The 25,255-nt window shown below is 62.9% G+C and carries 23 protein-coding genes; 15 read left to right on the forward strand and 8 right to left on the reverse strand.

Features of this window, described 5'->3' with window-relative positions:
* Positions 1–125 precede the first annotated feature (125 nt).
* On the forward strand, positions 126–1,340 hold the full coding sequence (gene hmgA, locus BLR34_RS14380) for a hydroxymethylglutaryl-CoA reductase (NADPH) (protein WP_092704265.1): 1,215 nt from the start codon (positions 126–128) through the stop codon (positions 1,338–1,340).
* On the opposite strand, the gene BLR34_RS14385 is transcribed toward hmgA, so the two are convergent.
* From BLR34_RS14385 to BLR34_RS14395, 3 genes are read right to left on the reverse strand one after another with little or no spacing between them, the layout of a single operon-like run.
* Positions 1,341–2,384: a DUF5787 family protein gene (locus BLR34_RS14385; protein ID WP_092704267.1), complete on the reverse strand. Its 1,044-nt coding sequence runs from the start codon at positions 2,382–2,384 to the stop codon at positions 1,341–1,343.
* Positions 2,385–2,429: 45 nt separating this feature from the next.
* Positions 2,430–3,509, reverse strand: a complete 1,080-nt coding sequence (locus tag BLR34_RS14390) for an SDR family oxidoreductase (protein ID WP_092704269.1) — start codon at positions 3,507–3,509, stop codon at positions 2,430–2,432.
* Entirely contained in the window at positions 3,497–5,101 is a 1,605-nt protein-coding gene (locus tag BLR34_RS14395) for a succinic semialdehyde dehydrogenase (protein ID WP_092704271.1), read from the reverse strand. The genes BLR34_RS14390 and BLR34_RS14395 overlap by 13 nt, the downstream gene beginning before the upstream one ends.
* A 110-nt stretch (positions 5,102–5,211) precedes the next feature.
* On the opposite strand from BLR34_RS14395, the gene BLR34_RS14400 reads away from it, so the two are divergent.
* The 6 genes from BLR34_RS14400 to BLR34_RS14425 all read left to right on the forward strand — a co-directional run bounded on the left by BLR34_RS14400 (position 5,212) and on the right by BLR34_RS14425 (position 12,115).
* Positions 5,212–5,811, forward strand: a complete 600-nt coding sequence (locus tag BLR34_RS14400; protein ID WP_092704273.1) for a DUF7310 family coiled-coil domain-containing protein — start codon at positions 5,212–5,214, stop codon at positions 5,809–5,811.
* A gap of 60 nt (positions 5,812–5,871) precedes the next feature.
* On the forward strand, positions 5,872–7,764 hold the full coding sequence (locus tag BLR34_RS14405) for an ATPase, T2SS/T4P/T4SS family (RefSeq protein WP_092704275.1): 1,893 nt from the start codon (positions 5,872–5,874) through the stop codon (positions 7,762–7,764).
* Positions 7,761–9,470, forward strand: coding sequence for a type II secretion system F family protein (locus tag BLR34_RS14410; RefSeq protein ID WP_092704277.1), 1,710 nt, complete (start codon positions 7,761–7,763; stop codon positions 9,468–9,470). The genes BLR34_RS14405 and BLR34_RS14410 overlap by 4 nt, the downstream gene beginning before the upstream one ends.
* Positions 9,471–9,516: 46 nt before the next feature.
* On the forward strand, positions 9,517–9,945 hold the full coding sequence (locus BLR34_RS14415; protein ID WP_092704279.1) for a DUF5791 family protein: 429 nt from the start codon (positions 9,517–9,519) through the stop codon (positions 9,943–9,945).
* A complete protein-coding gene (locus BLR34_RS14420) occupies positions 9,942–10,844 on the forward strand; it encodes an SDR family oxidoreductase (RefSeq protein ID WP_092704281.1) in 903 nt (300 codons plus the stop codon). Before BLR34_RS14415 ends, BLR34_RS14420 begins: the two co-directional genes overlap by 4 nt.
* A gap of 86 nt (positions 10,845–10,930) precedes the next feature.
* Entirely contained in the window at positions 10,931–12,115 is a 1,185-nt protein-coding gene (locus BLR34_RS14425) for a DHH family phosphoesterase (protein ID WP_092704283.1), read from the forward strand.
* A 143-nt stretch (positions 12,116–12,258) separates the two neighbouring features.
* Here the strand turns inward: BLR34_RS14425 and radA are convergent, their stop codons facing one another.
* Together radA and BLR34_RS14435 are read right to left on the reverse strand one after the other, a co-directional pair.
* Positions 12,259–13,302 carry a DNA repair and recombination protein RadA gene (gene radA, locus BLR34_RS14430; RefSeq protein ID WP_092704285.1) on the reverse strand — a complete coding sequence of 348 codons (1,044 nt, stop codon included), beginning with the start codon at positions 13,300–13,302 and terminating at the stop codon, positions 12,259–12,261.
* A 121-nt stretch (positions 13,303–13,423) separates the two neighbouring features.
* Positions 13,424–13,780: a winged helix-turn-helix transcriptional regulator gene (locus BLR34_RS14435; protein ID WP_092704287.1), complete on the reverse strand. Its 357-nt coding sequence runs from the start codon at positions 13,778–13,780 to the stop codon at positions 13,424–13,426.
* A 145-nt stretch (positions 13,781–13,925) separates the two neighbouring features.
* Here BLR34_RS14435 and BLR34_RS14440 point away from each other — a divergent pair, with 145 nt between their 5' ends.
* The gene (locus tag BLR34_RS14440; protein WP_092704289.1) at positions 13,926–14,342 is read left to right on the forward strand and encodes a DoxX family protein; all 417 of its coding nucleotides are present in this window, start codon (positions 13,926–13,928) and stop codon (positions 14,340–14,342) included.
* A 143-nt stretch (positions 14,343–14,485) separates the two neighbouring features.
* Positions 14,486–15,328 (forward strand): pantoate kinase, encoded by an 843-nt coding sequence (locus BLR34_RS14445; RefSeq protein WP_092704291.1) that lies wholly within the window; start codon positions 14,486–14,488, stop codon positions 15,326–15,328.
* A 118-nt stretch (positions 15,329–15,446) separates the two neighbouring features.
* Here the strand turns inward: BLR34_RS14445 and BLR34_RS14450 are convergent, their stop codons facing one another.
* Positions 15,447–15,641, reverse strand: coding sequence for a cold-shock protein (locus BLR34_RS14450; protein WP_092704293.1), 195 nt, complete (start codon positions 15,639–15,641; stop codon positions 15,447–15,449).
* A gap of 105 nt (positions 15,642–15,746) precedes the next feature.
* Between BLR34_RS14450 and BLR34_RS14455 the strand changes: the two genes are divergently transcribed.
* Positions 15,747–16,496 (forward strand): 4-phosphopantoate--beta-alanine ligase, encoded by a 750-nt coding sequence (locus BLR34_RS14455; RefSeq protein ID WP_092704295.1) that lies wholly within the window; start codon positions 15,747–15,749, stop codon positions 16,494–16,496.
* On the opposite strand, the gene BLR34_RS14460 is transcribed toward BLR34_RS14455, so the two are convergent.
* Together BLR34_RS14460 and BLR34_RS14465 are read right to left on the reverse strand one after the other, a co-directional pair.
* Entirely contained in the window at positions 16,497–18,206 is a 1,710-nt protein-coding gene (locus BLR34_RS14460) for a HAMP domain-containing protein (RefSeq protein WP_245683234.1), read from the reverse strand.
* 206 nt (positions 18,207–18,412) lie between these two features.
* Positions 18,413–20,224: an ATP-binding protein gene (locus BLR34_RS14465; RefSeq protein ID WP_092704298.1), complete on the reverse strand. Its 1,812-nt coding sequence runs from the start codon at positions 20,222–20,224 to the stop codon at positions 18,413–18,415.
* 225 nt (positions 20,225–20,449) lie between these two features.
* Here BLR34_RS14465 and BLR34_RS14470 point away from each other — a divergent pair, with 225 nt between their 5' ends.
* The 5 genes from BLR34_RS14470 to BLR34_RS14490 all read left to right on the forward strand — a co-directional run bounded on the left by BLR34_RS14470 (position 20,450) and on the right by BLR34_RS14490 (position 25,199).
* The gene (locus BLR34_RS14470) at positions 20,450–21,397 is read left to right on the forward strand and encodes an ArsR/SmtB family transcription factor (protein ID WP_092704300.1); all 948 of its coding nucleotides are present in this window, start codon (positions 20,450–20,452) and stop codon (positions 21,395–21,397) included.
* A gap of 146 nt (positions 21,398–21,543) precedes the next feature.
* Positions 21,544–22,059, forward strand: coding sequence for a halocyanin domain-containing protein (locus tag BLR34_RS14475; RefSeq protein WP_092704302.1), 516 nt, complete (start codon positions 21,544–21,546; stop codon positions 22,057–22,059).
* A gap of 85 nt (positions 22,060–22,144) precedes the next feature.
* A complete protein-coding gene (locus BLR34_RS14480; protein WP_092704364.1) occupies positions 22,145–23,599 on the forward strand; it encodes a 4Fe-4S ferredoxin N-terminal domain-containing protein in 1,455 nt (484 codons plus the stop codon).
* Positions 23,599–24,936, forward strand: coding sequence for an NrfD/PsrC family molybdoenzyme membrane anchor subunit (gene nrfD / locus BLR34_RS14485; protein ID WP_092704304.1), 1,338 nt, complete (start codon positions 23,599–23,601; stop codon positions 24,934–24,936). The genes BLR34_RS14480 and nrfD overlap by 1 nt, the downstream gene beginning before the upstream one ends.
* On the forward strand, positions 24,933–25,199 hold the full coding sequence (locus BLR34_RS14490) for a hypothetical protein (protein WP_092704306.1): 267 nt from the start codon (positions 24,933–24,935) through the stop codon (positions 25,197–25,199). The genes nrfD and BLR34_RS14490 overlap by 4 nt, the downstream gene beginning before the upstream one ends.
* Positions 25,200–25,255 lie beyond the last annotated feature (56 nt).

The following is a 25,255-nucleotide window of genomic DNA, read 5'->3' on the forward strand; positions in this document are numbered from 1 at the left end:
CTCGGACTTAAACCCCGGGATGACAGCCCCACAGAGCGCGAATACGGCCGATGGAACGGGACCGAAACCCCGTCGTCCGATTCCCATCCGGAGCGCTTACGGTCAGGCCCGCCGAGATATCAGCTATGACCGACTCAGCGACCCTCGCCGACCGACTCCGGTCGGGTGAGCTACGGCTCCACGAACTGGACGACCACGCAGACGCCGAGACGGCTGCCGAGGCGCGACGGCGTTTTCTCGCCACGGAGACTGATGCCGACCTCGACGCTCTCGGAGCGTTTACCTTCGACGCCGGGCAGGCCACAGACGCAAACGTCGAGAACCTCGTCGGCGGCGCACAGGTACCCATGGGCGTCGCCGGTCCCGTCACCATCGACGGCGGCTCAGCAGACGGCGAGTACTTCCTCCCGATGGCGACGACGGAGGGTGCGCTGGTCGCAAGCGTCAACCGCGGACTCTCGGCCATCGACGACGCCGGCGGAGCGACCGCACGGGTGACCGATTCAGGGATGACGCGCGCACCAGTATTCCGCGTCTCGGGCGTCGCAGAGGCCGAAACCGTCGTCGAGTGGGTCGACGACAACACCGAGCGGTTGCGTGAGGCCGCCGAATCGACGACGAGCCACGGCGAACTGCTCGCTGTCGAGCCCTACGTCGTCGGCGATAACGTCTATCTCCGCTTTGCCTACGACACCAAAGACGCGATGGGGATGAACATGGCCACTATCGCAACCGGCGAGGCAGCCGATGTCGTAGAAGCCGAGACGCCGGCGGAACTCGTCGCCATCTCGGGCAACCTCTGTAACGACAAGAAGCCGGCCGCCATCAACGCCGTCGAGGGGCGTGGACGGACCGTGACCGCAGACGTCGTCCTCGACCGCGAACTGGTCGAGGAGACGCTCAACACGACCCCCGAGGCGATAGTCGAGGGCAACACCAGAAAGAACCTGGTCGGGAGCGCGAAAGCCGGCAGTCTGGGCTTTAACGCCCACGCCGCAAACACCGTGGCAGCGATGTTTCTCGCTACGGGTCAGGACGCGGCACAGGTCGTCGAGGGTGCGAACGCAATCACGACGATGGACGCACGCGAGGACGGGCTGTACGCCAGCATCTCGCTCGCCTCGCTGGAAGTCGGCACCGTCGGCGGCGGGACCAAGCTGGCCACACAGTCGGCCGGACTGGAGATGCTTGGACTCGCCGGCAGCGGCGACCCACCCGGGTCGAACGCCGACGCGCTCGCAGAAGTGATTGCCGTCGGCGCGCTCGCCGGCGAACTCTCGCTGATTGCCGCCTTCTGCTCGCGCCACCTCGCCAGCGCACACGAGGACCTCGGGCGGTAGTTACTCGCCCGGTCGCTGGCGCTCGCGCTGGCGGTCGAGCAGGCGTTTGATTGCCCTCCCCGGGCCGCCCTCAAGTGGCCAGTCGCGCTGTCGCCAGGCCGGTGGCTCGGGCTCGAACTCGGGACAGGAGCCCGCACACTCTCGCTGTGTCTGGTGACAGTCTTTGGCCTCACAGGCCGGCCGTGCGACCGCCGGTGTGGTGTCGAAGACGAAATGCCGACAGTCAGGACGCATCGAGTCGGCGTACGACCGCCAGCCCCGCTCGTAGGCGCGCTCGGCAATTTCGAGCCGCTTGCTCGCCTTCCAGTCCGGGGCTGCGACCTCGAATTGACAGGCCGAGGCGTCGAACGTGCCTCCTTCGGGTCGGTCGACAATCCGCGTCCCGGGTTCGGTCGGGTCGAGCGCCCGCGGCTGCCAGGTCGCCTCGACGGCGCTAGCCCCCCGACTGTCACGCTCGACAGTGAGAACACCGGACTCGACGGGAATGTCTTCTAACAGGACCGGTTCGACAGCCCCTCCAGTCGCGCCCGTCGCCACCCAGACCGCATCAGCCAGTCCGAGGGCCACGTCTCGTTCGAGTTGTGGGGCGAGGTTGCGAGCGGCGCTGGCATCGAGATCGGGCTTGTTTTCGACCGCGACGATTCGCTCGACCCAGTCGGGATAGGGCCACTTCCGGCGGAGTTCGATGCGCCCGCCGTCGCCGCGGCGACGCTCGATTAGTCCCCGGTCGGCCGCCTGGTGGACGGCCTGGCGGACGTATCGCCACGGATAGCCGGGGTCTGGCAGCGCTTCCCGATACCACGCCCACGCCGCCGGCGCGTTCCTGACCACGTGTAACAGGTCCGAGTCCAGCCGCTGGGAGCCGAAGTTGGCGCGAGCCGCCAGTCCTTCGGGGTCACACTCGATGACGACCGTGTCCCACCGACGTCGTTTCGTTCCGAGCTGGCGGGCGACGACGACCGGGCTGTCTCGGGATTTCCCCGGCGGCCAGTGGTCTTCGGCCCACTGGCAGACCTGCAACTCGAAACCAAATTCCGTGCTCACGTCGGCTGTGACGAGGACTGCGCTGGCTTTGTATGTTGCGGCCGGTCAGCTCATCGCCTCAGACCGAACGTCCGGATGTTCGCGCAGAAAGTCGACGAGAGCGTCGACGTACGACGCTGCGGGCGGACACTCGATACCGGTATCGGCGAGTGCTCGTCTGGTGTTCGGGCACGCATAGCGGGTCGGGTGGTCGAGATAGTCGACTGTCGCTGGCTCGGCGGGCCAGCCGCGGTCGGCCAGTGTTGCCATTAGTCGCTTTGTCACAGATTTCGGGACGGGCAGCGAGATGACGCGGTGGCCGGTCGCCGCCTCGACTGCATCGAGGAGCGCCGGAACTGACAGCGGAGCCGGGTCACAGAGCTGGTACACCTCGTCGACGGTGTCGTCACGCCGACTGAGGGCCGCAATCGCGTCGACGACGAAATCACGGGGGACGACGTTCAGTTCACAGTCTGTCGACCCTGGCAGCGTCGTCAGGACCGAGCAGGCAGCCGGCTGGGCGAGCACGAGCCGGAGGATGTAGTACGGGCCGTCGTACTTACCGGTCTCGCCGGTTTCGCTGTCGCCGACGACGATTGCCGGCCGGTAAATCGTCGTCGGGAGGCCCTCGTCCATGCGCTGTTGGACCAGCCGTTCTGCCTCGAATTTCGTCCGCTCGTAGTGGTTGTTGAACGCCTGTCCCTCCGCTAGGTGCTGTTCGGTGAAGACGCCGTCGTAGCGGCCACTGACGTAGCAGGTACTCACGTACTGGAAGCGGTCGACGCCACAGGACTCCGCGAAATCGAGGACGTGCTCGGTCCCGCGGACGTTGACCGACTCGGCGAACTCGGCCTCGACAGCCAGGTCGTACACCGCGGCGAGATGGTACACCTCCGTTACCGACCCGAAGTCGTCGACAGCATCACCGAGGCCGAGGTCTGGCTCGGTGATGTCTCCCTCGTAGAGGCGAATCGAAGCGTCGTCGGCAATCTCGGCCGCGCGCTGCTCGGCGCGCCCGTAATAGCGCGGCTGGACGAGGCAGGCCACCGGTCCGTCGCCTCGGTCGAGCAGGCGTTCGAGGAGTGCCGACCCCAGAAAGCCGGGAAAGCCGGTCAGAAACACCCGAGGCTCGCTCACGAGAACCACCGCCCGAGCACGGGCACAGTCGAGAGGCGACGCTGGAGTCGGGCCAATCCGAGCAGTCCGCGGGCGTACCACGACGACGAGACTCCACGCGGTTCGGTCAGCGGGCCGACACGCGAACTCGCGACGGTCCGAGACTCCAGGAATCGCTCGATACCGGCGCGCCCGTGTCGCCGTCCCAGCCCGGAGTCACCGAACCCACCCATCGGCGCGTCGATGGCGGCCCACCCGGAGACGTAGCCGTCGTTGACACAGACGGTCCCGCAGTCGATTTGTCTGGGGAGCGCACGGCCGCGGTCGCGGTCTCCCGTCCAGACGCTCGCGTTCAGCCCGTACTCCGAATCGTTTGCCTTCTCGACCGCCGTTTCTGTGTCCGGGACCGATTCGACGGTCACGACGGGACCGAACGTCTCCTCACAGGCGACGGTGGTGTCTGGTGTCACGTCGGTGAGAATCGTCGGCTCGTAACAGAACGGGCCGATATCGGGGCGGTGGCGTCCCCCCGTCAGAACCGTCGCGCCGTCCTCGACGGCAGCCGAGACGTGGTCGTCGACGCGGGCGAGCTGGTCGGCGTCGATGAGCGACCCCATATCGGGGCCATACGTGAACGCCGTTCCGAGCGAGAGCCGGCGAGTCGCCCCGACAAACGCATCGAGAAAGTCATCGTACAGCGACTCGTGGACGTAGACCCGTTCGGCAGCCAGACAGAGCTGGCCGGCGTTGGTAAAGCAGGCCTGCACTGCGCCGCGGGCGGCTGTCTCGACGTCTGCGTCGTCGAGGACGAGAAGCGGGTTGTTCCCGCCCAGTTCCAGCGAGCAGCCGATGAGGTTTCGGCCGGCCTGTTCGGCGATGATTCGGCCGGTCTCGGTGCTGCCGGTGAAGGCGATGTAATCGACGCCGTCGACAAGCGGCGGTCCGACCTCGGCCCCTCGGCCGGTGACGACCTGGACGACATCCTCGGGCACGCCTGCGCGCTCCAGAAGCGCTGTGAGCGCGAGAGCGATGAATGGCGTCTTCTCGTCGGGCTTGAGAACGACGGTATTGCCGGCAATGAGTGCCGGAATAATGTCGACCATCGAGAGTGTGAGCGGGTAGTTCCACGGTGAGATAGCGCCGACGACCCCGACCGGTTCGTAGCTCACCTCGGCAGTCGTCGCCGGCGGGACTGCTGCCTGACGTGGGTCCCTGTCGAGCATCTCCGGCCCGCGGCGTGCGTAGTACGAACAGTTAAGCGGCACGTCCGCGACTTCCTCGACGGCGTGCTTGCGTGATTTACCGGTCTCAAGCTGGACGATATCGAGCAGCTCCTCTTGGTTGTCGAGAACCAGCCCGGCGAACCGGTCGAGCAGTTCTCCGCGTCGCCCGACGGAGAGGTCTGCCCAGGATGGCTGTACCGCCCGGGCGCGGTCGACAGCACGCTCGACATCAGCCTCGTCGCACGCTGGCACGCTGCCGATGGCGTCGTCAGTGGCTGGCGCTCGAACCGTGAGTTCGTCGTCGCCTGCAGCGTCGACACGCGCCACCAGTGACGCGATCCGCTCGGACGAGATGTTCGTCTCGGAAAACAGGTTTCTGCCCGTCGTCTCCTGAGTCATGTGGTCCCCTCGGTGTTGGGGTGCCAGCGTTATTACCTCACGGGACCCACAGCCCCCTCGGAGACGGTACCGGGCGAGCATTCAAATACCGGAGCGAGCCCACCCCCAGTATGGACGACTCACTCGCGGAACGCGTCGACGCTCTCGAACGGGCGGTAACCGACGGCGACCACGACCTCTCGGCACTGGCGACCGAGGCACAGGCACGCGACCGGCTCGACAGCCTCGAAACGCAGTACGAGGAACTCGAAGCGCGCGTTGCCGAACTCGAAGCGGCGACACAGGCACTTCGGGGATACGTCGGCAACGTCCGTGCAGTCAACGAGGAGGTCGAAACACAGGCCCAGCGAGCGCTCTCGAAGACAGAATCACTCGAAGCACGGCTGTCGAACCGAAACGGCAGCCAACCACCAGACGGTGGACTGGACGAGTCGGCCATCACACGGGACAGGACGGCAAGCGATGGCAGTATCGGGCAGCCATCGCCCGAACAGCCCGCAGGCCAACAACGCCGACGGGACCACGACGGGTCACACTCGGCCGACGGAGACAAGTGCTGTCAGGCGTGTGGTCGGCCCCACAGCCAGCAAAACCCCGAAGCCGACACCAGAGAGGAGTGGTCGACCGGCGAAATCGCAGACAACGACCCGCTCGTCTCTGAGGCGAGCGAGACGACAGGCGCGCTCGAACGCTTTAGACAACTCCTCTGAGCAGGTACTGCGAGTCTGGCCTCCCGGACGTTTATATGCAATTCCGAGACCAGATACCCCATGTCCGACAGCGCCACCGGAGTCATCGAGCGGGTCCAAACACTCCTCAACAGAGAGGAGGACGGCGGCTGTGGCTGTCGCTCTACGTTCGACGGAGAGACACTCGTTCTCGACGCAGCGGACTGTCCCCACGACGGCGTCCTCGAAGCCGCGCCGGCGTGTCGGGCGACGGCAATCGATGCACTGACCGAGCGCGACGCTGATGCCGTGTTGACAGAGACAAACGGCGTCGAGCGAGCGTACGAAGACGAAGCCGCCGGGCTGTTGGTCGCCGCCGGGCGGTTCGTCGAAGCGGTCGCGTTCCACGACGAGCGCCTCGCGGCACAGGCGCGCCAGGACCCACTGGGTGCCTGCCGAGAAGCGACCGGCCGGGCCGGAGCAGTGTCCGACATCGCCGCCGAGACTGGGCTGGCAGTACTCGCGTCAGCCGTCGACGGCTACGCAGAGGCCCTTGGGCCGGCCGTCGGGCCGACGCTCAGTCACTGGCGAGTCGAGCCGACACCGCCGGACTCCAGGCTCAGTGAGGTCACCGACCTCGATACCGGTGCGACGGTCAGACACTACGACCGGCCGAGAGGGCCACCTCATTATCATCTCGTCCCGCTCGAACAACAGCTCCCGCCTGAAGCGCTTGCGACCCTCGCGGAGGCATACCAGCGCCTGGCCGGTGGCAAGCTCGACGGCGGCGAGCGAGCGCCCGCCAGGGCAGTCCGAGCGGTTGCCGAAGGCGAGGCAACCGAGTGGACCGAACAGGTGAGACAGGTACTCCAGAAACACGCCAGAGGGTTCGGCCTGCTCGAAGATATCTTCGCCGACCCAGCCGTCACAGACGCGTTCGTTACCGCACCAGCACCAGAGAATCGCCTCCGTGTGACTGTCGATGGGGAGACGTTCGTCACGAACCTGTGGCTGACAGCAGCGGGAGTGGACGCTCTCGCTTCGCGATTTCGCCGCGAGAGCGGTCGCTCGTTCTCACGGGCAGACCCGACACTGGACGCGACAGCCGAGGTTGCTGACCGACGGCTCCGAGTCGCCGGAGTCACCGACCCACCGAGCGAGGGGACCGCGTTCGCGTTCCGCGCTCAAGGACGTGAGGTCTGGACACTGCCCGGACTCGTACGCAACGGTACCGTTACCGCAGCGGCGGCCGCCCTACTCTCTGTCGCTGTCGAGCGCGGGAGCGCGGTGCTCGTCGCTGGTCCGCGGGGTGCCGGGAAGACAACCACACTTGGAGCGCTTCTCTGGGAGTTGCCGCCGGCGGTCAGAACGGTCGTAATCGAGGATACGCCGGAGTTACCGGTCTCAGCGCTCCAGAACGCAAACAGAGACGTACAGCCGCTGCTAGCCAGCACCGACAGGGGACTTACCCCGACCGATGCACTCAGAACCGCACTCAGGCTCGGTGATGGAGCCCTTGCTATCGGCGAAGTCAGAGGAGAGGAAGCAGAGGTGCTGTACGAGGCGATGCGCGTGGGTGCAAATAGCGAGGCAGTGCTCGGGACGATACACGGAGACGGCGCAGAGGCAGTCTACGAGCGAGTCGTGACCGACCTCGGCGTGTCGTCGAGTTCGTTCGGCGTTACCGACCTCGTCGTTAGCCTGGAGCGGACCGCAAGCGGTGAGCGACGGGTTCGTGCCATCGAAGAGGTCGTACCGGGCAACGCAGGGACTTTCAGGACGCTCTATGAACAGACAGAAGACGGCTTACGGCCGACTGGCTGTCTCGACCGCGGAAACAGCCACGCCGTCGAGAACCTCACAAAGCCAGACGAATCGTACGCTGCTGTCCGAGAGTTACTCGCCAGCCGAGAGCGCCTCCTCGACGCACTCGCGCGGCGGGGCGCAACGTCGGGGGACGCCTTGACCGAGTCACACACTGAGCGCCAGCGATGAGCGGAGCACTGTTGTGGGTCGTGGCAGGGGTTGCACGGCTGTATCCCTGGCCTGTCGAGGCGAGTGAGCAGCTACGCGATGCGCTTGCCTTTCTCGACGGCGAGTACGATGCCAGCACCGTTGTCCAGGCGGGCTACGGGGCAGGACTGGTCGCTGTCTGCGGGACCAGTGTCGCAGTGATACTGGTCCCCGGACGGTTGCGGGCTACCACCTTCGTACTCGGGAGCATCCTCGCTCTCGCGGTGGTCCACCTCGTACACGCCACACCGAAGGTGGCTGCGACCGCTCGGCGAACCAGCGCACTCGGTGCTGCACCCGACCTCGTCGCGCGCGCTGTCCTGCGTATGCGGCTCACACCGGCACCCGAACGGGCTGGGGCCTTCGCCGCACAGACCAGCGACGGCGTCCTCGCAGACGCGCTCGGAGCACAGGTCAGACGAGGGCGACACACCGGCAAATCCGGGCTAGCGGCATTTGGAGACGCCTGGAGTGACCTGTTTCCGTCGCTCCGACGGGCGTGTTCGCTCATCATGGTCGCAGGCCGGACACCAGAAACGGACCGTCACCAACTGCTGGACCGCGCACTGGCAGTCGTCCTCGATGGAACACGCGAGACACTCCAGTCGTTCGCCGCCAGTATACGTGGTCCTGTGACGGCACTGTACGCGTTCGGGGTTTTGTTGCCGACGGCGCTGGTGGCACTGCTTCCAGCCGCTGGTACAGCGGGCGTCGTTGTCACACCGCTGGTCGTGGTTGTGCTGTACGATATCGCGTTACCGGGGGCACTTGCGACTGCCGCTGTCTGGCTTCTTACTCGCCGCCCGGTCGCGTTCCCGCCCCCAGCGGTGACACGCGCGCACCCCGACGTGGCCGACAGGCGACTCCACGGGGTAGTGGCCGGCGTCGGGATGGCGCTGGGAGCCTGGGTCGTCTGTACCCGGCTCTTGCCAGTCTGGGGGCCGCCGGTGGCGGCGGTTGGCCTCGGGTCCGGTACTGGGCTCGTCGTCGCCACCCGACCGGTCGTCGCCGTCTACAAGCGTGTCCGAGCAGTCGAGGACGGACTCTCAGATGCGCTGGAGCTAGTTGGAAGACGGGTCGCCAACGGACAGGCAGTCGAAGCCGCAATCGACCAAGTCAGCGACGACCTCGGAGGGCCGACCGGCGACCTGCTCGCCGACGGGGCGCGACAACAGCGACAGCTCCACGTCGGGGTTCACGAGGCCTTTCTCGGCCGCCACGGTGTCCTCGACAGCGTGCCGAGCCCGCGGGTGCGGGGGAGTCTCGCCCTCCTCTCGGTGGCCGCAGACGAGGGACCGCCCGCAGGGTCGGCGCTGCTCGCACTGGCAGAGCACGTCGACGACCTGCAGCGAATCGAACAGGAGGCGAGACAGCAACTCACCCCGGTTTGTCGGACTCTGACCAACACGGCGATGGTATTCGGCCCACTCGTCGCGGGAGCGACCGTCGCACTCGCCGGCGGCATCAGCGGCGGCACGGAACTTGCGGGAGGCGAGCAGACTCTGCAGTGGCTCGGTGGCCCCGTCGGAGTGTACGTGCTCGTACTGGCGGCGATTCTGACCACGCTCTCTGTCGGCCTGGTTCGTGGCGTCGACACCGAGCTAGTCGGCCACCGGGTCGGTCGTGCACTGGTCACAGCAACGGCAACGTACCTCGGGTCGTATCTAATCGTCCGGGCGATGCTGTGAGACTCGAAAGGAGTAGGGGCTTATATCTCGCCGTCTAAGGACAGGTATGCTCAGAGGGAGGTTCGAGGACGCTGGCGAGTTGTCACCCGAGGAACTTCGTGCCGCCTACGACGACCGACTCGCCACGGCGATAGATACAGTCGGGAAAACAATCGTTGCCGAAGCAGTCGATGTCGACGAGGCAGTACTCTCGGGTCTCGTCGAAGGCGAGTCACCCGAGCTAACACTCACGACGGCGGCCGAGATTCTCGCACTCGACGACGAGCTGCCAGACGCCGAGAGCATTGTGGCAGAGGCCCGGGATATCCTTCTCATGGGGATGTCGATTGCCGTCCTCGACGTGGAAGCAATCGCGTCGGGCCTCGACGACGAGATGGAGCCAAAGGAAATTCAACAAAAGACAGAGGGTCGGTTCCCGATGACCCTCGACGAGTACGCGCTCGTCCACAACTATATCGAGCGAAACAAGCAATGACAACCGTCGCCATACTCGGTTGTGGCTACGTCGGCATCGCGCTCGGAGAAACACTGTTGAGGGATGGAACGGCCGACCGCGTCGTCGGCGTGCGACGCTCGGACAGCGGGGTCGATGCGATGGAAGCTGCCGGAATCGAGGCGATACAGGGCGACGTAACTACCGACAGTACGCTCTCGGCGCTCCCAGACGTCGACGCGGTCGTCTTCGCAGCGAGCGTCGGGCGAGGCAGCGAGACGACTGCCCGTGAGCTGTACGTCGAGGGACAAGAGACGGTGCTCGACCAGTTGTGTTCCCGTGATGACCCGCCAGAACGCTACATCTACACGTCGAGTACCGGCGTCTACGGCGACCACGGCGGCGATTGGGTCGACGAGGAGACGCCACTCGACCCTGCGACGGAGCGACAGCAGGCACTCGCCGACGCTGAACGACTCCCACAGGAAAGCGACATCGATGCCACAGTCGTGCGGTTCGCGGGGCTGTATGGTCCAGACCGGCACCGTCTCGAGCGCTATCTCGACGGACCGGTTACGGAAGGAGTGTTGAACCTGACCCACCGCGACGACGCTGCCGGGGCGATTGCGTTTTTGCTCGACGAAGACGCCGCCCGAGACGACCTGTTACTCGTCGTCGACGACGAACCAGTCTCGAAGTGGGAGCTCGCTGACTGGCTTGCCACTGAGTGTAACGAACCAACACCACCCAAACAGACGAAAGCCGAGCGTCTCGCGGACGACTCGCTCTCTGCAGGTGCCAGACAGCGGCTCAGCGCCGACAAACGCTGTCGGAACCGAAAGCTCCGGTCGCTCGGGTACGACCTGCGGTATCCGACATTCAGGGAGGGGTACCGGACAGCAATCGAAGAGTACACCGGCACCGACACGCAGGACAAATAGCGCCACTGCAGCCGGACCTATCGGGAGAAATCGGCAGTCCTGTGGCAAAGCAGTACACATTTGTATCCGCGCGGACCCGTTGGGGTATGAGCATAGTCGACACGGTGAGCGATGAACTCGACGCGCTGGCGTCGACGCTCGCCGACGAGCCGCTGCTTGCGGTCGCCCTCCTCGTCTTCAGTGTCGCCGTCGTCGCCGGAATCGGCCTCCTGTACCGGTCGGTGACCCGAACACTCGGGGAGCGATTTGCGCGCGTGCTCGGCTCGTACGACGCCGTCGCCGTCCTGATGCATCCTGACCCTGATCCGGATGCGATGGCCTGTGCGCTGGCGGCCGAAGAGATTGCGACCGACAGAGAGACAGCGGTGACGCTGTACTATCCCGGACAGATTCGACACCACGAGAACCGCGCGTTCGAGACTGTCCTCGAGACGGACTTCGAGCAGATAGAGAACGCGAGTGAAATCGAGGAGTCGACAGTCGTTCTCGTCGACCACAACGAGGCCCGCGATTTTCACGGTGCCGACGACATCGACCCGGTCGCCGTCGTTGACCACCATCCCGGCGGCGGAACAGGCGGACGACACACCGACGTACGGACGGAGTACGGTTCGTGTGCCAGTATCTTTACGGAGTACTTCGAAGAACTCGGCCAGGAGCCAATATCCCCAGAGGAACTCGACGACAGCGGCGAAGACGACCCGCTTGCGGGTAGACTCTCGCCCACGACGGCAACGGGACTACTCTACGGGATACAGGCCGACACGAGCCAACTCACCAAAGGCTGTGCCGGAGCAGATTTCAGCGCGGCGTCGTTTCTATATCCTGGTATCGACGAGGAGAAACTCGACCGCATCGCCAACCCGGAGATGGACCCCGAATCGCTCGACGTGAAAGCGCGTGCAATCACCGGACGCGAAGTCCGGTCGGCGTTTGCGGTCAGCGACGTGGGCTCTGTCTCGAACAGCGATTCGATACCACAGGCCGCCGACGAACTCCGTCGGCTCGAAGGCATCAACGCCGTCGTCGTCCTCGGCGACAAAGACGAGACACTCCGGTTTGCCGGTCGGTCGAACGATGACCGCGTTCACATGGGAAAAGTGCTCGAGTCCGTCCTCGAGGACATTCCGATGTCAGGTGGCGGCGGCCACGCTCGGATGGGCGGTGGCCAATGTTCGCTCGAACACATGGAAGGACTCGGCCCGAGTGAAGGCATCTCTCGTGAGGAACTCCGCGAACGGCTGTTCGCGGCGATGAATGGAGAAATGTGAGAGGAATCGTAGCTCACTCATACGGAGTATGTAACCGACCAGATTTAGGTGGAACCCGCCTGCCTGCTGTGCGTTTTCTGGCGTGACAAGTACGTTCACTCCGGTTCGTCAGACACAGATGCCGAGGTGTATAAAAGAGTCGATTACTCTGGGTCGAGTCCGTCGCCGGTCACACGCATGACCGATTCACCGTCGGCGAGGTTCGGTGCGTCGACGAGACGGACGATGCGTTTGTCGCCTTTGGATTTGCGCAGATAGATGCGGAACGTCGAGGTGTGACCGAGGATGTTGCCACCGATGGGCTGAGTCGGGTCCCCGAAGAAGGAGTCGGGGTTGGCCGCTACCTGGTTGGTGACGATGACTGCGGTGTTGTTGAGGTCACCGACACGCATGAGATCGTGGAGATGTTTGTTGAGCTTCTGCTGGCGCTCGGCGAGTTCGCCACGACCGACGTACTCTGCACGGAAGTGGGCCGTCAGTGAGTCGACACAGAGCAGACGTACCGGGAACTCGTCGTCCTGGCTCTCGCTTGCAATCTCCTGGGCCTTCTCCGCAAGCAGAATCTGATGGTTCGAGTTGAACGCCTTGGCGACGTGAATCTTGTCGAGAACCGCCTCCAGTAGGTCATCGAGTAACGCCTCGTCAGTCGCGTCTGCCGCGTCCTCGTCGGCGACGCCGTGGAGGACCATCGTGTCCTCGATAGCCTCGTCGTCGAGCCCGCGGACCATGTCGTCGATACGTTCGGGACGGAACGTGTCTTCGGAGTCGACGAAGATGGCGCTCCCTTCGAGCCCACCGTGTTCGGCAGGCAACTGGACGTTGACTGCGAGCTGGTGTGTCACCTGAGACTTACCGGCCCCGAATTCGCCGTATACTTCAGTGATAGACTGGGTTTCGACGCCCCCGCCGAGCAGTTCGTCGACTTCTTCGACCCCCCAGGTGAGTTTGCCGATTTTCTCGCGTCGCTCTAGTACTGTTGCCCCGCTCTCGAACCCACCGATGTCGGCGGCTTCACGCGCGGCCTGGATGATATCGGCGGCGCTCGACTCGCCGATGTCTGCGGTGTTCGACAGCTCACCGGGGCTGGCGACCGCAATCCCCTGAAAGTCGTCGAATCCGTTGTCGTGAAGCTTCTCTGCTGTCGCCGGACCGACGCCCGGCAGCTCTTCGAGGTCTTGTGATGCCATACTCGGCGGTTGTGCGGCCTCATACATAAACCCCAGTTAACACCAAGGTGAAAGTGTAAGTCGGTTACTGCGTGATGCTATCGGGTTCCGCAACACGCGGTTTAATATAAGAGCAGGAGATTCAGGCGGATTCGTCGCCGGGAGGCAACCACTCTTCAGACCAGGATTCCAGCTCGCTGAAGACGGGACAGAGGGCCTGCCCTTTCTCTGTGAGACTGTAATAGGTGGCAATTGGTTTGTCCTCGACACGCCGGGCGACGAGTTCGGCCTCACCAAGGTCGTCGAGCACCCGCGAGAGCGTCCGTGAACTGGCTCCAGTCGAGCGCTTGAGTTCGTTAAACCGCTTTTCACCGTCGGCCAAGTCGTACAGCACGATGAGTCGCCACTCCGACCCGATGCGCTCGACGGCTCGAACGACCGAACACGCACCCTCGTTTTTCGATTCGACCGTCTCCGTGTCGTCGACTGTCGATGACATCTGTGTTACCTACTTACTATTATGTCGCCTAAAGTAAATATACATTCCGGTACGAACCAAGTAACGTAATGAAACTACAAGCTGTCGTCGACGGTAGGCAGAGAAGCGGACGAACCGGGAGCATCAGAGCGGGGGTGTCGGCCTGATGTCCGTGACTGGGACAGCCGCAATCGGGCTGCTAGTCGGACGCGTCGTCTTTGGGGCCACACTCGCGTTCATGGGGCTAAACCACTTCATGCAGCGCGAGGAGATGGCGGGCTATGCAGAGTTCAAGGGACTTCCAGCACCGACGCTGTCGGTAATTGCGTCGGGTGCGCTTTTGATTGCCGGCGGACTGTCTCTCATCACGGGAGTAGCCCCTGTCGTCGGTGGACTGGGGCTGGCTGGTTTTCTGCTCGTCGCCGCGGTGACGATGCATAACTTCTGGGCGGTACCCGAAGAGGACCAGCAAGACGAGATGACAGCGTTTCTGAAAAATATCGTGATGGCCGGCGGGGCAATCGCTGTTGCCTCCGTCGGGACTCTCTCCTGGGAGTACGCGCTCGATATCGGACTGTTCTGAGCGGCCCACAGTCGACAATTCCGCCACATAACGTCGCCGCCACGGTGTAGCTGTTTCACGTGTGATACACCCTTGAAACAGCGAGGGACAGACAAGGTAGCGAGCCGTGACCACTAAAGGGAGTGCCCGTCTGAGTACCAGCCATGACAGATGTAGCACAGGCGTTCGTACCGGGGCACGTGACGGGCTTTTTTACGAGTGACCCCGACCCCGATCCGACGAAAGCCGGCTCTCGGGGCTGTGGTATCGCCCTCTCTGACGGCGTCGTTGTGACGGTTCGCCCCGCGGATGCCGTCTCGATAGAGCTCAACGGCGAGCCGATAGCGATGGGCGCAGTCGAGCGCGTTCTCGATACACTCGAAGCCCCCGCCGCGGTCAGCGCCACAACAGACCTACCGCTCGGGTCTGGGTTCGGCGTCTCGGGAGCGATGGCATTTGGAACCGCTCTGGCCACGAACGCAGCGTTCGACCGGCGGCTCTCCCGGAACGAACTCGTTACAATCGCTCACGGGGCGGAGGTACAAGCAGGGACGGGGTTAGGTGACGTGGTGGCACAGGCCCACGGCGGCGTCACGATACGCCTCGAACCCGGCGGTCCACAGGACAACGTACTCGACCGGATTCCCGCCCGCCGCCGTATCGAGTACCACGTCATCGACGAACTGGCAACCGACGACGTACTCGACGGAGAGACGACAGCGCTGACGATGGCCGGCAAGAAAGCACTCTCTGAGGTGGTCCAAGAGCCTACGCTTGACCGGTTTATGCGTGCCTCCCGAACGTTCGCCCGTGAGTCTGACCTCCTTACCGCCCGCGTCCGCGATGTCGTCCTCGACGTGAGCGAGGCCGGGGGAAGCGCCACCATGGCGATGCTCGGCGAGACAGTCGTCGCTCTCGGCACTGGACTGACCGATGCTGGCTACGACCCGGGAGTCTGCCAGATACACCCTGCGGGAGCGACACTCGAACCGGACCCGAGCATGTGAGCTGTACTCGTTTCGCACTGTGGTCGCTGTAGTCATGCCACAACAGCGACCGCTCTGGTGAGGGAAATAGTGTCGAAATATAGCGTCTGGCGTCACTCGTCGTGACGCGTGTCAGTTCCTACGGGCGAACGACGTTTTTCGCGCGTGGGCCTTTGGGGGCCTGTTCGATATCGAACTCGATGTCCTGTCCTTCTTCGAGGTCCGGGCCGCCTACGTCTTCCATGTGGAAGAAAACGTCGTCGTCCGCGTCCTCAGTCGAAATGAATCCGTAACCGCCTGTGTCGTTGAAGAAATCAACCGTACCTTGCGTCATTACAAACAAACGTACACCCGGGGGACGTATACCACTTCCGAGAGTCGTGGTACCACGGCGACACCAAACGACGGGCTTTCCTCGCTGGCAAGCGAGTACACGGGTATGACCGATGTCGACGTACCCGAGAGTCATCCACGCTACGAGTCGCTGCTGACCCGCCACCGCATCGAGGAGGGAGTCGAGAAAGGCATCACGAGCAGGCAGGGACTCATCGCACAGGGCCGGGGCGAGGCCTTCGATTACCTGCTCGGCGAGGAAACGATACCGAGTGCAGACCGGGCCGAGCGTGTGGCGGCAGCGCGCCTGCTTTTGGCCGAGCGGCCGGTGCTGTCGGTCAACGGCAACGTCGCCGCACTCGTACCCGGAGAGATGGTCGAGTTGGCAACAGTGGTCGACGCAGATATCGAGGTGAATCTGTTCAACCGGACAAAACAGCGCATGGAGGCCATCGCGGCCCACCTCCGGGACCACGGCGCAGACGAGGTGAAAGGACTCACTGCCGACGCGCGCATCCCCGGACTCGACCACGAGCGCGCCAAAGTCGACGCCGACGGTATCCACGCCGCCGACGTGGTGTTGGTCCCACTGGAGGACGGTGACAGAGCCACAGCGCTGGCAGAGATGGGAAAATCTGAAATTGTCATCGATCTTAATCCGCGGTCCCGTTCTGCAGAAGCTGCGGCCGTTCCACTCGTCGACAACATCATCAGGGCTGTCCCGAATATTACTCGACACGCACGCGAGATGGCCGACGCCGATGCGGAGATACTGCGAGAACACGTCGAGCGGTTTGACCCATCAGAGGCACTTGCAGACGCAGAACAGCGAATCCGCGACGGCGACTTGGCGTAATTATTCGTCGTCGCCGGTGTGTCGCCCGGGACTCTGTGCGCCGCCGGTCGGCCCGACCGAGAAGACGAACTCGTGTTCCGCCTCGGTCTCGAACCGGCCGAGAATATCACGAAGCGGCTGTGCGTACCGCTGGAGGTCGTTGGCCCGCTCTGAGACCTCGTTGAGTTCGGCCGCCTGTTCCTCGGCGGCCCCGGCGACGTGTTCGGCCTCTGCCATTGTTTCCTCGCTCAGTTCCGCGATGTTGTTGACGTTCGTGGCGACCTCTCTGATGTTTGCCAGCGAATCCTCGATATCGACGCCCTCCTCGGCGGCTGCGGCTTCGAGCTCGTCGGTCACTTCGTCCATCGTCTCGGAGATTTCCTTGAGCCGTTCTTTCTGGTTGTAGGCGTCGTCGGAGATTTTCTGAATCGAGTCGGCAACCTGCTCACTCGCGTCCCGGACCGTCTCTGCGCTCTGTTCGACCTCTGCCCCGGCTTCCTCGACTTCGTCGACGTAGCTTTTGAGCTGGCCGGTCGTCTTCTCCAGTTCCTCGATCATCTCGTTGAACTGCTCGGCAATCTGGTCCATGGACTCCTCTTCGCCGTCTGGCTCCATGCGCTGGGTCATATCTCCCATGCCGACCTCCTGCATAATTTTCGAGTACGTCTCGGCTTTCTCTTGGAGGTACGTCGCCATCTCTTCCGCCTCGGCGCGTGCTACCTCGGCCTCCTTGCGGGCGCTCTCAGCCTCGTCTCTGGCGTCCTCGGCTTCAGTGATGCGCTCTTTGAGGTCGCTGCGCATGTCGTCGAACTCGTCGTAGAGGATGCCGATTTCGTCTTTCCTGTTCGTTTCGAGGTCGACATCGAGGTCTCCCTCGCCCATCTCCTCGGCCCGCGATGCGAGACTGTTCAGGTCCCGAATTGCGACCCAGCCACCGGCACCGATACCAACGAGCAAGAACAGGAACGCAAACCCAAGCGTCAGCCCGAAGTTCTGGGCGACGATATCCCGCACCTCGAAGGCCGCACTCTTGGGCGTCTCGGTGACGACATAGAGGCCCTCCTGTGATTGTACCTGCCGATACGCGTAGATGTTCTCGCCTGTCTCGGTGGTCGTCAGGTTCACGTCACCGTTTGGCCGAGTAATCTCCGGGTCGTTACCGATAACGAGGTCGTCACTTGCGGAGACGACACCAGTCGCTGCGCCCTCGGTAGTCTGTTCGATTTGTGGGCCGATGGCCTCCCGCGAGGTGTTTATCTCGCCGAGCAACACCGCGTTGTCGTTTTGCGGGAATCTAAGATACACCCCCACAGCCATCATTCCGTCCCCGTACTGCCCTGGGAGGACGAACTCGTCTTGTTCGAGTGTCTCCTGGTCGAAGTTCGGGCCGTCCCCTTCGTAGAAGTTCGTCCCGACGAAGCCGTTGTCCGAACTCGCCAGCACCTCACCGGACTCGGCACTCACGTAGTGCAGATTGGATATTTGGTCGCTCGTTTCGAACCGTTGGTTGTAGAGGAACTCCGATATTTGGCCCCCATCCTGGAACTGAATCCCCTCTTCAGTTATCGTGCTCTCGATGCCCCCCACCTCGTCGAGCCGGTCAGCGAACCAGTTGTCGTACGCGTTCTCTTGGAGGACTGTCGACGCCTCTACCTGTCGGTCGACCTGGTCGTTGAGTTCCTGGTCGAGCCCCTGGTAGAAATAAAAGCCGACACCCCCTGTGAGTAACATTATGATGATAACAGCAAGAGTCAGTTTGACTAAGACACTCTTCTGAACGAAGCCTGGCATGATGGTATCTATTGCGCTCATGTGTGAGTTCGGGTAGTCCGTCCGAGACAGGCTGTCTCACTGACTTGGTTTTTCCGGGACCGTTATAGTATTTTTTAACAATTAATGTACAATTTTACGAGTCACAGGGCGTCGTTACTCGCCGGTTACTCCCGGCCGTGCCGGGTCACGCAGTGCGGGAGCCCGACGAGTTCGACCGGTTCGGAGTTGTCCGGCGAGTAGACAACCATCTGTCCTTTTTCCATGTAGGGCACCTTCGATTCGAGGTTCGAGGGGATATTGACCGCAGAGATAGCGTCCTCGTCGCCCAGATTGAGGACAATCGTCGTGTTTATTTGTTTGAACACCGGGTCGGCGATGTCCTGGGGGTCCTGTGTGATGAGAAACAGCCCGAGACGCTCCTTGCGGCCCTGTTTCGCCGCGTCGGTGAACTTGCCGATGACCTTCCTAGCCTGGACCGTATCCGCGTCGGTCAGGAAATTGTGAGCCTCGTCCATCCCAACAATCAGGGGTGTCTCCTTGATGCGGTCGTAGGTTGGGTCGTTCGAGAGTTTCTGGTCGACGAGCAGCGAAGCGAGTGCGAGCACGACTGTCTCGGCGTGGCGACTCTCCGCGATGTGATAGGTCGGGACCACCGTGAGCCGTCCCGGCCGGACGAATTCGTGGACCCGGTCGGTTATCGAATGGGCGTCTTGGTCGAAGACTGGGCCGAAGCCACGCACACGCCGGCTAATCGCATCGAACGTCGCTTCGTGAACCCGGCCAGTTTCGTCGAGTTCCTCGCGGAGCGCCGGGTCGTCCATGAACGAACAGAACTGCTCGTAGGTCCCGTCTCGGCCGTACTGGTCTCGGAACCGGTTGAGCAGGACGTTCACGAGCGCGCTGTATTGGTTGTCGTTGAGTCCGCTTCCGGCGACGAGCCACGGATTATCGTGGACCATACTGAACGGAATTGTGAACTCGACTTGCTCGGCTCGGTGGTGGCTCGCGGCGTAGCTCGACGCACCTACCTTCGGCACGAACGCGACCGTGTCGTCGTGACCGCCGTGGGCGATGCCCTCGCCCTCGAGCGTGCTGGCGAACGCGCCGTCGTATTCACCGTCGTCGTGCATCTGTGCGTACTCGTCCTGTGGGTCGAACTGGACGACCGCCGGCCGGACCTCGCGGCCGCTACTCGTCTCGATTGGGTACGACCGGTCGTCGTCGAGAAGCTGCCGGAGGATGTTCTTCGCGGCATGTGTCTTGCCCGACCCGGTACCGCCGGCGATAAGCGAGTGCCGGAAGACGAGCGGGTCCCCGTCGTCGTAAGCGTCTTTCAGCCGGTAGTCGATGGTCGGCGGCTCGGCTGCCGTCTGGACTTTCTGGCCCCCCACCGAGAGGTGGCCCAGGAAGACGCCGTCTGCGGGGATGTTCAGGCCGGTCTTGAGAGCGTGTTTCTCCCGTGCCTGCTGGACGACTGTTTCTGGCTTGGGGACCCGGTCTGTCATTCGACGCGTGAGCGTCCCGTCGTCCTCTGAGAGAATCGCCACCGGCTCCAGAGTCGCCATCAGCTTGAAATCCTCCTCGTCGATAGCGTCCGAACGCATCGCCCGACGGGCGTGTATTTCGGTCGCATCGTCGGCTCGAAAGGTCTGTTCGTACTCTAGTTTGGTGACGCGACAGAACAGGCGTTCGCCGTCTGGGTATGGGGCAATGAGATACGCCCCCAGCCTGACGACCCCGCGGTTCTCTGCGGTGATGTACGCCCGCAGGTTCGTCTCGTCGCCGTCCTCTGCAATCTGCAACCCTCCGCCGGCCGAGAGCACGCCCAGCCCGCTGTCGCGACCCGAAGGCGTCACGTCGTAGGACTCGAAGTCGTCTGTCTCGGTCGGCTGGTCGTCACCGGCGCTCGTCTCGGTCGTCCCCTCCTCGGTCGCTCCGTCGCCGTCGAACTCTGTGAAGTCTTCGAGGTCAGTCATTGGTGACACATCGACGTGAAGGCACTAACACGTTTCCCCCCACAGCCAAGCAGCACAGAGTGTGCGCTAAGCCGTGAGACGGGACAAACAGCCAGACTGCGACTGGGTTAAACAGTCATTCTCCTCGAGAATCGGCCGGGCCAGGACGCGGCGTTTGACTAAAATGCGTATTTGTGCCTTGGCTGCACTATTTATTGTCCGGGGTAGAAGCAAAGATAACGAGAGATGAGCAGTATCTTTCCGATACGCGAGAAGGTGTCGCTCGACCGCGACCCGGAGCCACGGCTGGTCGACCTCGACGAGGACACCGCCGACGAGGTGTTCGAGGCGCTGGCGTCGTCGACGACTCGGGAGATATTCCTGGAGTTGCACAACCAGCCACAGACTGCGTCCGACCTGGCGGACGTGACCGATACGTCGGTACAGAACGTCCAGTACCACCTCGAAAAGCTGGAAGACGTCGACCTCGTCGAGGTGGTCGACACCTGGTACTCTGAGCGTGGCTCGGAGATGAAAGTGTACGCCCCGGAAGACGAGTCACTCGTGTTGTTCGCCGGCCGGGATAAACAGGGCGCTTTCAGGCGGTTGCTCAACCGGTTCGCAGGGGTGTTCGCGCTGTTGGTCCCGCCGAGTATCCTCGCTGGCTGGCTCGCCAATCGCGGCGGGTCTGAAGAACAGATTCGCGGCGAGTGGGCGGGCGCAGACGCGGATGGGTCGGGCGGCGCTGTCCGGACGACCACAGAGGAGGGCGAAGACGTAGCCGCAGGCACAGACGGTGGAGACGGCGATAGCGGCGGCATCGGAACACAAGACGTTTCGGGGACGGATACGCCCGCAGCGACCGAAACACCCCAACCCGAAGGTACACTGACCCCGGAGGGTACGCCAGCGCCACACGCGACACAGACGCCCGAACAATCCATACCACAGGCAACCGACGGTGGCGTTCCCGAGACGCCAGCAGACATCGACAACCAGTCAGTCGAAATCGTCGTCGATAACGCCACAGACCTCGCAGAGGTCACGACCACACAGAACGATACGGTCTATCTGGCCGTCGACAGCGCCAGTAGCTCTGATATCATGGGTATCGACCCGACCGTCGCACTCGCCTTCTTCCTGGGCGGGCTGGCGGTGTACGGAGCCCTCGTCTTGCGACGGCGAGTTATCTGACCGCGTGGCGATTATCCCCCCGATATGTCGGCAAGCCGTGGAGCTATGTCGAGAGTGTATTTATATGTTTGTTCGTTTCTCAGGGGTCTGGAACCCCAAAACCGAAGCTTTCAATCGGGCGTAGTCGTAACCCCAGATTGGAAACAATGACTGAGTTTGATATCGACCGGCGGAAGGTACTGAAAGCTGGTGGAGCGACACTGATGTTGGCGACTGCCGGCTGTATGGGTGGCGGCGACGGCGACGACGGCAGTGACGGTGAAGACGGCAGTGATGGGAGCGACGGCAGTGATGGGAGCGACGGCAGCGACGGCGGCGACGTGCCGAGCGAGGTCGCTGACCACCTTTCAGATGCCAACGGCTACGACGGTACCGTCGAGGACATGACCGGTCAGGACTCGGTCACTATCGAGAACGGGACCAACGAGCCAGACTACGCGTTCAATCCGGCAGCGGTCCGGGTCAGCACCGGAACGGAGGTCACGTGGAACTGGGTCAGCAACGGCCACTCTGTCAAAGCGACGAGTGGTGCTGACTTCGACTCGGGCATCGAAAGCGAAGGCTTCAGTCATACCGAGACCTTCGACGAGTCCGGCGTCGTGCTCTACGTGTGTACCCCACACCAGGCAGTTGGTCAGCTCGGCGCGGTGATAGTGGAATGAACGCCGGGCCGGGATTTGAAGAGCTTAATAGTTGGAGTCCGAAGCGGTGCAGGAAACCCGGAAACAAACGCGGAGGAAACAAGAAATGAGCGCGGACGATACAAACGACGAATCAAAACACCCCTACGAGACCGAGGATTCGTTCCATCCACTCGGCGCAGAGTGGGAAGACCAGATGCGCGACGAACTCGAAGACACCGAGTTCGACGCCGACCTCGGGATGGAGATGGCCCGAGACGCCCAGCGTCTCGTTGCGGGTGAACTATCAGAGGAAGAGTTCTACGCAGAGTATCACGAGGACATCGAAGACGAGTTCGAAGTCGATGAACGGCCCGTCTTCGACGACATCGACGATGTCGACCTCGACGCCGCGGAGGACGAATCGATGCTCGAATCCCTCACGGACGTGGACTTCGAGAACGAGGACACCTCGCGGCGCGAGATGATGAAGAAGATGGGCGCTGGCGCGGCGTTCCTCGGATACGGTGCGTATGCAACGTACGACCAAGACGACGAGCAGATTCCTGAAAACGTCAGCGGCATCCGGCCGGCTGACAAGGACGAGCGGGAACACCGCTGGGGGATGGTTATCGACCTCGAACGGTGTGACGGCTGTCTCTCGTGTGTGACCGGCTGTATCAACGAGAACGGGACCTCGACCGGTGCGAACTGGATGTACGTCTTCACGTACGACGACGAGGACACCGACCAGCAGAACTTCCTCGTGCGTCCGTGTCAGCACTGTTCGAACGCACCGTGTGCAAAGGTCTGTCCGGTCCGTGCACGCCACGTTCGGTCGAAAGACGGTCTGGTGCTGACGGACTACGAAATCTGTATCGGCTGTCGGTACTGTCAGGTCGCCTGCCCCTACGGTGTCAACTACTTCCAGTGGGGCGAACCCGACGTGCCGATGTCCGACCTCGAGAACCTCGAGATGCGCCCGGAAGAGGTCCGCTCCCTCGACGAGGAGGAGCGTCACAAGAAGCTTTCCGAGGCCAACGACCACGTGTACGACGAGCGCGGGCGCTGGACCGACAGCCGGCCCCCGAAAGGAGTCATGGGCAAGTGTACGATGTGTCCGTCCCGACAGGATGGGCACACGGACAACCCCAAAGGAACTGTCGCGTGTCAGGACGCCTGCGACGAGGCGGGCATGAGCGCGATTCACTTCGGCGACCTCGACGACCCCGAGAGCCGTCCGAACACGTACCTCGAACGGCGCCAGGAGGTCGAAGAGAGTCCCAAGGAGAAATCCGAGAAGTTCGAGGACGCCGAGGACTACGAGCAGCCGCCGGCCCCGCATCCGGTCTCACAGCTGCCGACGTTCAAGCTGCTCGAAGACCTCAACACCGAGCCAAACGTCACGTACATCGGTAACCAGCCAGGGGCAAACGCCACGGAGACGCCAGAAGAGCGCCCCGTTCCCTACGAGAGTCTGAGCAACGACTGGGGCGTCAAAGTCGTCGCCGAGCGGAAAGAGCACCTCGACTACGGTGCACGCGCGAACGGCGGTCTCGAAGAAGGAGAGGGTGAAGCATAATGGCAACAAAAGAGCAAAAAGAGCCGGAGCCGGCGGACATCATCCGGCCGATTCTGAACACCTCGAAGTGGTGGTACATCGGCTTCGGTGCCGCAGCGGCTGTTGCGCTGGTCTGGCTCGCGGCTTTCGGCTTCCAGCTTCAGGAAGGCCTCATCGTCACCAACCTCGCCGACTGGGGGAGCGGTGGCGGTGTCACCTGGGGGCTGTACATCGGCGCGTTCATCTGGTGGGTCGGTATCGCCCACGGCGGGATTATCCTGTCTGCTGCGGTCCGGCTGTTCGGTATGACGAAATACCAGCCTGTCGCCCGCATGGCCGAACTGCTTACGCTGTCGGCGCTTGCGATGGCTGGATTGTACATCGTCGTTCACATGGGCCGTCCCGACAGGCTCGTGACGAGCGTCGTCAACGCCTATCCGTGGACCGTCCAGACCTCACCGCTTGCATGGGACGTGACGGTGATTACGTTGTACTTCGTCATGACGGCGACGTACATCGGCCTCACGCTCCGATACGACACCTACCAGCTCCGTGACCGGCTTCCAGACATCCTCAGTCCACTGTACAGCGTCGTGCTCATCGGGTACAGCGAGAAAGAGGACGAAGTCATCGAACGGATGGTCTGGTGGCTGGCACTCGGTATCATCGTGATGGCTCCGCTGCTGCTCCACGGCGGTGTGATTCCGTGGCTGTTCTCGCTGATTCCGTCGATGCCCGGCTGGGACGGCGCAATCCAGGGACCGCAGTTCCTCTCGATTGCGCTTACCTCGGCACTCAGCGGCGTCATCATCCTCGCGTACTCCACTCGCATCGCCTACGACTGGGACCACATCTTCACCGACCGCGTCGTCCGCGGTCTGACCAACTGGCTGGGTATCTTCAGCCTGATGTTCGTCTGGCTCCAGCTCCAGCAGGTCATCAACGGCCTGTTCGCTGCCCACGTCCGCCCAGAGGTCGTGATGACCGCGAAGCTGGCGAACCCGGTCTACCAGATGGCAATCGGCATCATGGCGGTCGTGCTGGCGTACATCTTCGCGCAGGCAGTCAAGCCAAGCGTCTTCTCACAGACGCGGTCGCTCATCGCTTCCTTCGGCGTGCTGATTGCGACGCTCTCCGAGAAGATACTGTTCGTCTACGAGGGACTGGCCTACCCGCAGTTCGGCCTTTACGACCAGGTACCCGGCCACTACACACCGAGCCTGGTCGAGCTCTCCTCGCTTGCCGGGACGGTCGCACTGTGTGCGATTATCTTCATGGTCATCCTGAAGCTGTTCCCGGTCATCGAACTCCACGCAGTCGAGGGTCACGACGACCACGATGAGGAGGTGTCATCATGAATCTCATGACCGCACTCATGACAGCAGTCTGGAACGTTCCGCTCAAAGCGTACTTCGACCCCTGGGCAATTCCGCCTGGCGTCTGGGTCATCTTCGGCGTCATCGGTCTGCCGGTGTATACAGCCTTCTTGGGCTGGTTCATCGGCAAGCCGCGCGACCTCAAGACGCTCGCACTCGGGTCGACGCTGTTCTTGCTGTTCGTTAGCGCGCTCTGGGGCGGTCTGTTCGTGACGACGATGCAGATTCGCCTCCTGTTCTTCTGAGCGGTCGTCGGTGCCGTTTTCCGCGCGATTCCGAAAGGGACACACTTCTTGGGCCC

This window comes from Halovenus aranensis (assembly GCF_900100385.1).
GTDB classification, from domain to species: Archaea; Halobacteriota; Halobacteria; order Halobacteriales; family Haloarculaceae; genus Halovenus; species Halovenus aranensis.

Bases quoted from the DNA above. Each gene is read 5' to 3' on its own strand.
- hmgA (WP_092704265.1), top strand. From the start codon at position 126: ATGACCGACTCAGCGACCCTCGCCGACCGACTCCGGTCGGGTGAGCTA.
- BLR34_RS14415 (WP_092704279.1), top strand. From the start codon at position 9,517: ATGCTCAGAGGGAGGTTCGAGGACGCTGGCGAGTTGTCACCCGAGGAA.
- BLR34_RS14465 (WP_092704298.1), bottom strand. From the start codon at position 20,224: ATGACTGACCTCGAAGACTTCACAGAGTTCGACGGCGACGGAGCGACC.
- BLR34_RS14470 (WP_092704300.1), top strand. From the start codon at position 20,450: ATGAGCAGTATCTTTCCGATACGCGAGAAGGTGTCGCTCGACCGCGAC.
- BLR34_RS14400 (WP_092704273.1), top strand. From the start codon at position 5,212: ATGGACGACTCACTCGCGGAACGCGTCGACGCTCTCGAACGGGCGGTA.
- BLR34_RS14480 (WP_092704364.1), top strand. From the start codon at position 22,145: ATGAGCGCGGACGATACAAACGACGAATCAAAACACCCCTACGAGACC.
- BLR34_RS14425 (WP_092704283.1), top strand. From the start codon at position 10,931: ATGAGCATAGTCGACACGGTGAGCGATGAACTCGACGCGCTGGCGTCG.
- BLR34_RS14490 (WP_092704306.1), top strand. From the start codon at position 24,933: ATGAATCTCATGACCGCACTCATGACAGCAGTCTGGAACGTTCCGCTC.
- nrfD (WP_092704304.1), top strand. From the start codon at position 23,599: ATGGCAACAAAAGAGCAAAAAGAGCCGGAGCCGGCGGACATCATCCGG.
- BLR34_RS14450 (WP_092704293.1), bottom strand. From the start codon at position 15,641: ATGACGCAAGGTACGGTTGATTTCTTCAACGACACAGGCGGTTACGGA.
- BLR34_RS14395 (WP_092704271.1), bottom strand. From the start codon at position 5,101: ATGACTCAGGAGACGACGGGCAGAAACCTGTTTTCCGAGACGAACATC.
- BLR34_RS14405 (WP_092704275.1), top strand. From the start codon at position 5,872: ATGTCCGACAGCGCCACCGGAGTCATCGAGCGGGTCCAAACACTCCTC.
- BLR34_RS14455 (WP_092704295.1), top strand. From the start codon at position 15,747: ATGACCGATGTCGACGTACCCGAGAGTCATCCACGCTACGAGTCGCTG.
- BLR34_RS14460 (WP_245683234.1), bottom strand. From the start codon at position 18,206: ATGTTACTCACAGGGGGTGTCGGCTTTTATTTCTACCAGGGGCTCGAC.
- radA (WP_092704285.1), bottom strand. From the start codon at position 13,302: ATGGCATCACAAGACCTCGAAGAGCTGCCGGGCGTCGGTCCGGCGACA.
- BLR34_RS14475 (WP_092704302.1), top strand. From the start codon at position 21,544: ATGACTGAGTTTGATATCGACCGGCGGAAGGTACTGAAAGCTGGTGGA.
- BLR34_RS14435 (WP_092704287.1), bottom strand. From the start codon at position 13,780: ATGTCATCGACAGTCGACGACACGGAGACGGTCGAATCGAAAAACGAG.
- BLR34_RS14440 (WP_092704289.1), top strand. From the start codon at position 13,926: ATGTCCGTGACTGGGACAGCCGCAATCGGGCTGCTAGTCGGACGCGTC.
- BLR34_RS14445 (WP_092704291.1), top strand. From the start codon at position 14,486: ATGACAGATGTAGCACAGGCGTTCGTACCGGGGCACGTGACGGGCTTT.
- BLR34_RS14410 (WP_092704277.1), top strand. From the start codon at position 7,761: ATGAGCGGAGCACTGTTGTGGGTCGTGGCAGGGGTTGCACGGCTGTAT.
- BLR34_RS14420 (WP_092704281.1), top strand. From the start codon at position 9,942: ATGACAACCGTCGCCATACTCGGTTGTGGCTACGTCGGCATCGCGCTC.